The 9,996-nt window shown below is 51.6% G+C and carries 10 protein-coding genes and 1 pseudogene; 1 reads left to right on the top strand and 10 read right to left on the bottom strand.

All coding sequences use genetic code 11. From position 1 onward, the window contains the following. Nucleotides 1-340, top strand: a pseudogene (locus PPOP_RS13330) (hypothetical protein); the annotation flags it as partial. 6 nt (nt 341-346) lie between these two features. Here PPOP_RS13330 and PPOP_RS13325 read toward each other — a convergent pair. The 10 genes from PPOP_RS13325 to alaS form a co-directional block, all read right to left on the bottom strand. Then, nucleotides 347-724 carry a hypothetical protein gene (locus tag PPOP_RS13325; protein ID WP_006287037.1) on the bottom strand — a complete coding sequence of 126 codons (378 nt, stop codon included), beginning with the start codon at nt 722-724 and terminating at the stop codon, nt 347-349. 40 nt (nt 725-764) lie between these two features. After that, a complete protein-coding gene (locus PPOP_RS13320; RefSeq protein WP_006287036.1) occupies nt 765-1,586 on the bottom strand; it encodes a polymorphic toxin-type HINT domain-containing protein in 822 nt (273 codons plus the stop codon). 371 nt (nt 1,587-1,957) lie between these two features. Continuing rightward, complete coding sequence (locus PPOP_RS13315) at nt 1,958-3,301, bottom strand: peptidase U32 family protein (protein ID WP_006287035.1); 1,344 nt, start codon at nt 3,299-3,301, stop codon at nt 1,958-1,960. A gap of 17 nt (nt 3,302-3,318) precedes the next feature. Next, entirely contained in the window at nt 3,319-4,254 is a 936-nt protein-coding gene (locus PPOP_RS13310) for a peptidase U32 family protein (protein ID WP_006287034.1), read from the bottom strand. Between the two features lie 17 nt (nt 4,255-4,271). Next, nucleotides 4,272-5,333 (bottom strand): endolytic transglycosylase MltG, encoded by a 1,062-nt coding sequence (mltG, locus tag PPOP_RS13305; RefSeq protein WP_006287033.1) that lies wholly within the window; start codon nt 5,331-5,333, stop codon nt 4,272-4,274. Nucleotides 5,334-5,414: 81 nt separating this feature from the next. After that, nucleotides 5,415-5,714: a DUF1292 domain-containing protein gene (locus PPOP_RS13300; protein ID WP_006287032.1), complete on the bottom strand. Its 300-nt coding sequence runs from the start codon at nt 5,712-5,714 to the stop codon at nt 5,415-5,417. Further along, nucleotides 5,711-6,007, bottom strand: a complete 297-nt coding sequence (locus tag PPOP_RS13295; RefSeq protein ID WP_006287031.1) for a DUF1292 domain-containing protein — start codon at nt 6,005-6,007, stop codon at nt 5,711-5,713. Before PPOP_RS13295 ends, PPOP_RS13300 begins: the two co-directional genes overlap by 4 nt. 9 nt (nt 6,008-6,016) lie before the next feature. Then, on the bottom strand, nt 6,017-6,433 hold the full coding sequence (ruvX, locus tag PPOP_RS13290) for a Holliday junction resolvase RuvX (protein WP_006287030.1): 417 nt from the start codon (nt 6,431-6,433) through the stop codon (nt 6,017-6,019). A gap of 48 nt (nt 6,434-6,481) precedes the next feature. Further along, nucleotides 6,482-6,742 carry an IreB family regulatory phosphoprotein gene (locus PPOP_RS13285; RefSeq protein WP_006287029.1) on the bottom strand — a complete coding sequence of 87 codons (261 nt, stop codon included), beginning with the start codon at nt 6,740-6,742 and terminating at the stop codon, nt 6,482-6,484. Nucleotides 6,743-6,856: 114 nt separating this feature from the next. Next, nucleotides 6,857-9,508, bottom strand: a complete 2,652-nt coding sequence (alaS, locus tag PPOP_RS13280; RefSeq protein ID WP_042228848.1) for an alanine--tRNA ligase — start codon at nt 9,506-9,508, stop codon at nt 6,857-6,859. Between the last annotated feature and the right edge of the window lie 488 nt (nt 9,509-9,996).

Here is a 9,996-nt window from a genome sequence, read left to right as displayed (position 1 = left end):
TCAGCAAATCGAATACATTCTGGAGAACGAAGAAATAAAACCGCTCTGCGACGTTTATTTGTCCTACGACGAGAAACCTGGCATTCAGGCGATCAGCAATACCGCCGAGGATTTGCCTCCCGTCGCCGGGGAACATTCCACCATAGGTCGTGACTCTGAGTACAACCGGCATGGAACACTGAGCCTGCTGGCAGGCATTGATTTAGTCACCGGCGAAGTGATCGGTTCGATCGAAGAACGTCATCGCAGTCGTGAATTCGTTGACTTTCTGAAGAAGCTTGATGCCCACTATAACCCGGAACCTCCGTTCCCGAGCCGTTTCAGGACAACCAAGGTTTAGTTCCTATTATTTAACAGATAAGATTTCAATTGATTCACAGTTGAACTTTATAATGCTATTTTCATAATCGTTGATAAAAAATCTATTCGCTTTTTCCCATCCATTTCGTCCATAATCAATAATTTCAAAACCTAAAATTTGATTGTAAGCTCCCCCAAAATCTTTAATCTCCAAAGACGATACGTTTGTAAATTTAATTAATATATCCATTTTCTCACTTGAAATGTTTGAGTCCAAAACAAAACATATATCAAGATAAGATACGTCCTCGAACTCTGAATTTATATCAATATAATAATTCAAACTGGTTATAAACTTTAATTGTCTTACATCAAAGTCATGTTTTTTATCGAGAACCTTCTGAATGTTTTTAATAAAATCCAATTCAACACCTCCTTATTTTATCTAAAAATCATATCGTTTTTCACAGCCTTTCATGCAAATGTGGGTTAGAATGGTCAGCGTACCCATGATTAGAATGATCAACCCTATATTGTTGTCTACCATACCGGTCATATATAACAGTGGATTTTTCTACCTTACCTGTTCTTTCATTATATTTATAGTGTGTAATTTTGTTGCCCGGAGTTGAGTTTTTAGGAGCATCCTTTTTCCAAACATAATCTGGAAGAGAAGGTTTCTCAGCTTTTTCCGTCCTCTTAGATACCTTCCCAGTATTTTTGACAGAGCTTTTCGCAGTGCTTTTTCCGGAGTTTTTCACAACGTTTTTCGCAGTATTTTTTGCAACGTATTTTGTAACACCTTGTACTATCGCTCTTACAATTGCTCCGATGACATTATGCGTCCATATTTCCGACTCCGTAACGAAATAATTATGTACTTCTTCGACTTCGAAATTATACACAGGTAAACTGTTGTTCATTATCTCGATCCGGTCGATCAGATAGGGCGTTCCTTCTGGACTTTGAAGCAGATCTCCTTCCTTCAGATGGCTTGCTTCTACCCATCCTTGGCCATGCACCCAGAATGGATGCTCTCCGGATGTCGTGATTGGAGTTCCATTTACGGTAATGTGATACGTCTTATCCGCTTGTCTCTGGAATAACTGAATAACTCTATGATACCCTGTTTTTCCCGTTGTTTCATCTTTTGCATACACGAGATCTCCAACCCGTATTTGTTCAATTGGCTTGAATCCGGTTTCAGTCTGTACTACGGTGCCATTCGCAAAATCCGCATAAGCAAGTGGAATACTTGTAAATGAAATAGCATCGTGATAGTACATAAGACTATAAGCGTGAACGCTCAGTCCATAGTGCAGCAGTATTCGTTCTTTATCACTTAAAAAAATCTGCTGAAATCATTTCGTTCAATCCTGTACTTTTGGTAAAATCCTTTTGGCAGTATAAGGTATAATTCTGTGGGGACGCGAGTAGTCAATGATGAGGTTATACAAAGCATCGTGTAGTAGAAGGATGTGGTCGAGAACACATTCCGAAACAACTGTGTATACGTCGGAAATACCTGGTCGAGCAACGCTCGGGTGTTCAATTTCGCTTGCACGAACATACCTGTGACGAATTGTGCATGGTCATTGAGGATAGTGGGAGAACCATTTTATTTCCGGGGTTCTCCCACTAAAAGGCTCGAATTCGGTTACGCTTTTGCTGTCTTTTTCCGCATCATATCGAAGTAGCGAACCGGTTCGTCTACCTTCATTCGCACAAGCTGCAGCGGATGGCGCGCGGCATCCAGTTCGTTGCCGTCGGTATCCCACAGCTTGCCGATCGTCTGCTTGAAGAAGGTGCCGTTCGGGCCGAAGAACTCGACTTCCGTCCCCGGCTTGAAGTGGTTCCGCTGCTGGATTGTCGCCATGCCTGTCGCCGGATCATAGTCTATGACCAGCCCGGCGAAGTCATACGGCGCCGCCTTCTCTTCCGGTTCATAGATATGATCCTCGTGATCCGGCTCATCATAGAAGAAGCCCGGATTGACGGGACGGTTCGCCGCCTTGCGAATCTCGTCCAGCCATTCCTGCTTCAATTCATAAGCGTCCGGATTGGCCATATAGGCATCGATAACTTGGCGATACACGTTCACAACGGTGGCCACATAGTGAATCGATTTCATCCGGCCTTCAATTTTGAAGCTGTCGACGCCGGCATCGATCAGATCGGGCAGATGCTCTATCATGCACAGATCCTTCGAGCTCATGGAGAAGGCATGATCCTCCTCATCCGCAAGGACGATCTGATTGCCGCCGAGCCGGGATTGCTCCAGCACCGGAGAGCCTGCAGCGTCCTCCGAAGTGACGGCCCGCTCTGGATCCGGACGTCCGTCTTCGAACAGGTCATATTTCCAACGGCAGGATTGGCAGCAGCCGCCCCGGTTCGAATCTCGGTTCGTGAAGTGATTGGATAGCACGCAGCGTCCCGAATAAGAGGAGCACATCGCGCCGTGGATGAACGCCTCGATTTCGATGTCAACATGCTGCTTGATCTCTACGATCTCCTCCAGGCTGGTCTCCCGCGCCAGGACGACGCGCGGCGTGCCTTCCTCCTTCCAGAATTGGACCGTCTGCCAATTGGCGATTGATTGCTGGGTGCTGACATGCACCTCCAGCCCTGGGGTCACGCGCTGTGCCGTCTCGATAATCATCGGATCCGCCGCAATGATGGCGCTGATGCCAGCCTGCTCTAGCTGGCGCAAATAGTCCTCAATGCCTTCAAGATCTTCATTATGAGCATAAATATTCGTCGCCACGAATACCTTCGCTCCGTACTTCCGGGCGAACGCTACGCCTTCCCGCATTTCCTCGAAGCTGAAATTGTCCGCATTCGAGCGCAGACCGTATTTCTGCCCGCCGATATAGACGGCGTCTGCGCCATAATGAATCGCAAACTTCAGCTTCTCTAAGTTCCCAGCGGGAGCGAGCAATTCGGGCTTATTCAGTCGATACCGCTTGCCTTTCCATCCAGGAGGCATCGCTTCGGTTGTCATCGCTGTTCGCTCCCCTCTCAATACACCTGATCTTTATAGAAAAACCCAAACGACAGCTCGCGCTCCGGATCCTGTATGGCCCGGATGCGATCCATCCACTCTTCCTTGAAACGATACTGATCCGGATCGCGAAGATAAGTGTCAATCGCTTCCCGATACACCTTCACGACCGTCTCATTATACGATACAGGCTTCAACAGCCCTTCGATCTTGAAGCAGTCAACCCGCGCATCCAGCAGCGGCTTCAGATCCTCGAGCACGCAAATGTCATCCGAGCTCATAATATGCGTGCCATTCGCATCCTCGAAGATCGGATATTTCTCTTCGCGACGTTCCTGCTCAATGAGGAACAGCTTCCGGCTCAGATCGGCACGGCCCAACTCGTCACGCTCCCCGAGATGCGCGAAGTAATGATTCACCAAATACCGCTTGGAATGATAAATATTCGTCATGCCATGCACTTGAATTTCCACATCCATGTCAGGCAGTTGCTGCTTCATTTCCAGCACCTGTTCCATATTCAGCTCGCGCGCCACGCCGATGCGGCTTGCACCGCGCTTCTGCCAGAATTTTGCCGTCTTGTAGTTGGTGGACGTCATCTCGGCATTCCAGTGCAGCTTCAGCGAAGGGGCGGCTGAACGCGCGGTCATCAGCACGGCAGGATCGCCGAAGACGATCGCATCCACCTTCAATTGCTCCAGGCAGCGCAAATAGTCGGCCAATTCTTGAAGCCTGTCGTTATGAAATATATTATTCACTGCCACATACAATTTCGCCTCACGGGTGCGGGTATGCAGCAAGCTTGCTTCAATGCGATCAAGCGTCATCTTGCCTGGTAGACGCACTCCGTACTTCTCTTCCCCTACCAAGACTGCATTCGCGCCAGCTTCAAGCAGACGCGCAACCTCTTCCGTGCTGCCGGCAGTGACGAGCAATTCGGGTTGATACGTCATCGTTCCTTCCCCACTTTCTATTCCCCTGCTGTCTGTTTGCTTTTTTCGTTATTTTTCAAATGCTCTTCATACGTTTTGGCGAACAAATGAGTGTAGCTGCCGTCTTTTTTGGTAACATAGAACAAATAGTCGGAAGGCTCCGGATGCAGCACCGCCTCCAGTGACGCGCTGCTCGGACTCGCGATCGGACCCGGTGGCAAGCCGTCAATCCGATACGTGTTATAAGGACTCTCAATTTCCAAGTCCTTATAATACAGCGGTTCGTTCGGCTTGTCCAGCACGTACTCGACCGTGGCGCACAGTTGCAGCCTCATGCTTCGCTTCATGCGGTTGAAGATGACCCCCGCCACAAGCGGGCGCTCCTCATCGACGACGACTTCCCGTTCGATCAGCGATGCAGCGGTCAACCATTGATGAAGCGTTAGATTTTTATTTTGCAGCTCATCCTCCCAACCCGGAGAGATGTCCAGCAACCGCTGCTGCATCTCATCCAGCATGCGCACGATGATCATTTCCTCGCTGCTTCCTTCCTTCACCTCATATGTCTCTGGGAATAAATACCCTTCCAGCGGATGCTTGATGTCATCGTCGGTCGGAATAAGTGCCGTTAACTCGGAGTGCCCCGCTAACCATGCGATGTCATCCGTCAGCTTGAGGAAGGTGTCCTTGTTCACATACCCTTCATCAGCCAGCTTGTCGGCAATCTGCGCGACCGTATAGCCTTCCGGAATCGTAAAGCGGATCATTTTATCTGGAACGACATCGCCCTGATTCAAACGAGCAATAATCTCGTCATACGTAACACCTGGATTGAAAGCATATGCCCCGGCCTGAAAGCGGGAACCTTCATTTTTATATTTCAAATAGCCTATAAAAATATGTGCATTCTTAATAACGCCCTCTACTTCCAGACGGTAAGCGATGCTGGACGTTTCCGTGCCCGGTTCGATCGTGACGATAATCTCGCGCCCCTCCATCGGCAGCGGCTGCATGCCTTTCCACACATAAGCGAGTACTCCGGCTCCCGCTACGATAATCAGAATGAGGAAAGCGGTCATCGCCTTCGTCCCTGTCTTCATTCATCCACGCTCCTACATGGAAAAAGAGCGGATAATCCGCCCTTCTTCACAAGTTCAATCCCAGTATCTGCGATGGAGCGGCTAGAATTGATCGGCGAATGCGATTTCATCATAGCGCTCCATCACGTCTTCCCATTCTTCATCATCGTCTATCGTCTCAAGCTGCCAACCGTTGTCGCCTTCCGGCACGATGCGGAACAGATCCGGCTCAGCGTCCTTGCCTTCGCCCGATTGCAGCACGGCATACGCCCGTCCGCGGTACTCGAACTCCGCGACAATCGTCCAGGTTCGGCTCTTCCCGCGCTCGTCTGTCATCTCCACCGCTTCGCCATAGACGCTCTTCAAGCGTTCAATGAACCGGATGCCCTCATCGGTGCTCACGCTTCATCCTCCTCGGAGCTGACCAGCGTATTGAATGTCTCTTCTACGATATTCCATTCTTCTTCATCTTCGATAATGTACAGCTTCAGATCATCACCGTCTTCTTCATAACGGAACGCATATACTTCATCGGTCTCTTCGTCTTCGGAATCAACGGGAATTACCATCATATATTTCCGCTCAGAACCATCCACTTCGAATTTCATGATGACCTCAAACTCTTCTTCATTGCCCTCATCGTCCGGGATATAAATAATTTCCGGTTCCTCTTGCAAATAATTGTCCTGTGTCATGGTAACCCCTCACCTTCTTGATTGATAGTCAAGATACGTCTGCAAAATTATGGTTGCCGCCATCTTATCAATGACTTGTCGGCGCTTCTTCCGGCTTACATCTGCTTCGAGCAAAGCGCGCTCCGCCGATACCGTACTTAAGCGCTCATCCCACAGGTGAACGGGCAATCCGAACGACTGCTTCAAGATTTCAGCATATGACATACTTAATTCGCCCCGCGGTCCAATCGTACCGTTCATGTTCTTCGGCAATCCGATAACTATTTCCTCGACGCCGTGCTCCTTGATGATGTCGCCAATCCGACGCAGGTCATCTTCCGGCTTCCGCCGAACGATGACTTCAAGGCCTTGCGCCGTCCAGCCGAACGCGTCGCTGACCGCGACCCCGATCTTGCGGTCCCCGTAATCCAAGCCGAGAATCTTCATTATCGTCTCCTATGTCGGCTCCCGATGAACTCGGGAGCCGTACGCTGGTTAACGGTGATGATTGAGATAGAAGCGCACCAGTTCCTCGATCAATTCATCCCGCTCCTTCTTCCGTACCAGGCTTCGAGCATTGTTATGCCGCGGGATATAAGCAGGATCCCCGGATAGTAGGTAACCGACGATTTGGTTGATAGGATTGTATTCCTTCTCGACAAGGGCATCGTAGACAGACAGTAATATATCTTGACTGGATGCCTCCTGTTCCTCTGCCTTCACATTGAACTTCATCGTCTTATCCATGGAATTCATCGCCGACACCTCGCTTTACTCTTATCATAACACATACCCAAACAAACGCGAAAATATTCCGCTTTATCGCCTGTATGATTCAATAAATTTTTGTCGAAACGATGAAGCTTTCGATCAACAGCCCGATTTGCCACTTTCCAGTTGCTTGGCCACCAATTCGTCCAGCAGGCGAAGCGCATCGTCGATCTTGCCCGGATCTTTGCCTCCGGCCTGAGCCATGTCCGGACGGCCGCCACCTCCGCCACCGCAGACGGAAGCGAGCTCCTTGATCAGCTTGCCGGCATGCAATCCTCGCTTCACCAGCTCCGGAGCGATGGCGACGACCAGGTTCACCTTGCCATCAGCTGCAGATGCCAGCGCGATCACGGATCCTGGAAGCTTCGCCTTCAGCTCATCGGCCGTCGTGCGCAGCGCATCCATGCCGCCGGCGTCGACCTGCGCCGCCAGCAGCGGAATCCCCGCCACCGAGCGGACCCGATCGGTCAGTTGACCTGCTTCAAGACTGCTCAGCTTCGCCTTCAGCGATTCATTCTCGCGCGCCAGCTCCTTCTCGCGGGCGAATATCGCCTCGACCCGCTTCGGCACGTCGGATGCGTTAGTCTTCAACAGGCCGGCCGCCTGCTTCAGCAGATCCAATTGAGATTCCATATATTGATAAGCATGGCGGCCCGTGACGGCTTCCAGACGGCGGACGCCGGAGCCGATGCCGCTCTCGCTAACCACTTTGAACAATCCGATCTCCGACGTGTTCCGGACATGGCATCCGCCACACAGCTCGATGCTGTAATCACCCACTTGGACAACGCGCACGATATCGCCGTACTTCTCGCCGAACAGCGCCATCGCGCCCATCGCCTTTGCTTCGTCAACCGGCTTGGACTCGATAATGACGCCGATGCCGTTCCAGATCTGCTCGTTGACCCGGCGCTCGATATCTTGCAGCTCGTCCGGCTGGATAGCGCCCAGATGCGTGAAGTCGAAGCGAAGCCGCTCCGCCTCCACCAGGGAGCCAGCCTGATTCACATGGTCGCCAAGCACCTGCTTCAGCGCTTTGTGCAGCAAATGGGTCGCGGTATGGTTCTTCACGATGTTTTCCCGTTCGGCGCGGGCAACCGCCGCCTGCACGGTCACTCCTGTGCGCAGCGAGCCTTCCGTTGCCTGGACGACAAGCACATGCTGTCCGTGAGGCGCCTTGAACACCTCTTTCACGACGGCGGCTGTCCCCGGTGCGGACAACGTGCCGCCATCGCTCACCTGTCCGCCGCTCTCGGCGTAGAACGGCGTGCGATCGAGCACAATCTGGCCTGTCTCTCCTGCCTTCACTTCCTCGACGACTTCATTGCCGGAGAACATCGCGACAATGTTGGATTGGGTTACCAACTCATTATAACCAACGAATTCGCTTTTAATCGTCAACTCCGCCAGAGGTCCACCCTGAATCTTCATGCTTGCCCCGTCCTGTCTCGCGGCACGGGCCCGTTCGCGCTGCGCCTGCATCGCTTCATCGAAGCCTTCATGATCCACCGTCAGCCCATGTTCGGCAGCATAATCTTCCGTCAGATCAAGCGGGAAGCCGTACGTGTCGTACAGCTTGAACGCTTGGACGCCGGTAATCTGCGTCCGTCCTTCCGCACGGGCGGCTTCCGCCATGTCCCCGAGAATGGCCAGTCCATCGGCCAGCGTCTCGTGGAAGCGCTCCTCTTCATTGCGAATGACCTTCTCGATGAATTCTCGCTTCTCGACAATGTCCTGATAGTATCCTCCCATGACGTCGCCGACATGCAAGACGAGATCCACGAGGAACGGCCGGTCGATTCCGAGCACTTTGCCGTAGCGGACCGCACGGCGCAGCAAGCGGCGAATGACGTACCCGCGTCCTTCATTGGAAGGCAGCACGCCATCGGCGACAGCGAACACCACGGTGCGAACATGGTCGGCAATGACTTTCAGCGCGATGTCGATTTTCTCATTTTCCTTGTAAGCAACGCCCGCAATGCGGGCGGCAGCCTGAATCATCGGCTGGAACACATCGGTATCGAAGTTCGAGTCGACATCCTGCAGGATGGAAGCGAACCGCTCGAGCCCTGCACCGGTATCGATATTTTTGTTCGGCAGCGGAGTGTAGCTGCCGTCCTTGTTGTGATTGAATTGAGAGAATACGAGGTTCCATACTTCCAGATAGCGCTCGTTCTCGCCGCTTGGATAGCATTCCGGATCGGCCTCCAGCGTGCCATACTTCTCGCCGCGATCGTAGAAAATCTCCGTGCAAGGACCGCAAGGGCCTTCCCCGATATCCCAGAAGTTGTCGTCGCCGGTCTTGATAATATGATCGGCCGGCAGCCCGATTTTCTCCTTCCACAGCTTGTAGGCCTCTTCATCCTCGTTGTAGACCGTGACATACAGCCGGGACGGATCGAACCCGATCCAACGCTTATCGGTCAGGAACTCCCATGCCCAAGTGATTGTCTCTTCCTTGAAATAATCGCCGATGGAAAAATTGCCGAGCATCTCGAAAAACGTATGGTGACGGCGGGTCTTGCCGACATTCTCAATATCGTTCGTGCGAATGCACTTCTGCGAATTCGCAATCCGCGGGTTGTCCGGCTTGACGCGCCCATCGAAATAGGGCTTGAGCGGCGCCATACCGGCATTGATCCATAACAAGGACGGATCGTTATGCGGGACAAGCGAAGCGCTCGGCTCGATATGATGGCCTTTGCTCTCGAAAAATTCCAACCATTTTGCGCGAATCTCACTGGCTTTCATGCGTACTGACGCCTCCATTTGTCACAAAGTTATTTTTGAGCTCGGGTTCGCGACGGCAAGCAGCGCTATGGACTGCATTGCCGATGCCCCTTATACAAATAAATCGCCCCTGATAAATCAGGGACGATTGAAATCCATCGCGGTACCACCCTGGTTATCACCCGGTAAGAGACCGTCTCCGGACAGGCGGCCCATTGTTCAGTCTCTGCCGCAGTGCAGTCCGGCGGTCGTCCACAACGGGCGATCGCCTTGTCGTTGGTAACGGGTTCGACCCGGTGAAGATTGTTCCAGCCGGCTCCTGTTATCGCTGCCGGAATCTTCTTTTGTGCTATTTATTCGATAACATAGTATAAATAAACCGGCGGCACTTGTCAATGACGCCGCTATCGCTGTGTGTTGTTCTTCTGTGATAATGTCATCCCATAACGGTTCTGAGATAATGTCACTATGGGACAGGAGACAATCACATTGAGCAGACAAGAGATGAA

The sequence above is a fragment of the Paenibacillus popilliae ATCC 14706 genome (assembly GCF_000315235.1).
Classification (GTDB): domain Bacteria; phylum Bacillota; class Bacilli; order Paenibacillales; family Paenibacillaceae; genus Paenibacillus_B; species Paenibacillus_B popilliae.
This window is presented reverse-complemented; position numbering and strand designations above follow the sequence as displayed.

Bases quoted from the DNA above. Each gene is read 5' to 3' on its own strand.
- PPOP_RS13320 (WP_006287036.1), bottom strand. From the start codon at position 1,586: ATGTACTATCACGATGCTATTTCATTTACAAGTATTCCACTTGCTTAT.
- PPOP_RS13315 (WP_006287035.1), bottom strand. From the start codon at position 3,301: ATGACAACCGAAGCGATGCCTCCTGGATGGAAAGGCAAGCGGTATCGA.
- PPOP_RS13310 (WP_006287034.1), bottom strand. From the start codon at position 4,254: ATGACGTATCAACCCGAATTGCTCGTCACTGCCGGCAGCACGGAAGAG.
- mltG (WP_006287033.1), bottom strand. From the start codon at position 5,333: ATGAAGACAGGGACGAAGGCGATGACCGCTTTCCTCATTCTGATTATC.
- PPOP_RS13295 (WP_006287031.1), bottom strand. From the start codon at position 6,007: ATGACACAGGACAATTATTTGCAAGAGGAACCGGAAATTATTTATATC.
- ruvX (WP_006287030.1), bottom strand. From the start codon at position 6,433: ATGAAGATTCTCGGCTTGGATTACGGGGACCGCAAGATCGGGGTCGCG.
- PPOP_RS13285 (WP_006287029.1), bottom strand. From the start codon at position 6,742: ATGAATTCCATGGATAAGACGATGAAGTTCAATGTGAAGGCAGAGGAA.
- alaS (WP_042228848.1), bottom strand. From the start codon at position 9,508: ATGAAAGCCAGTGAGATTCGCGCAAAATGGTTGGAATTTTTCGAGAGC.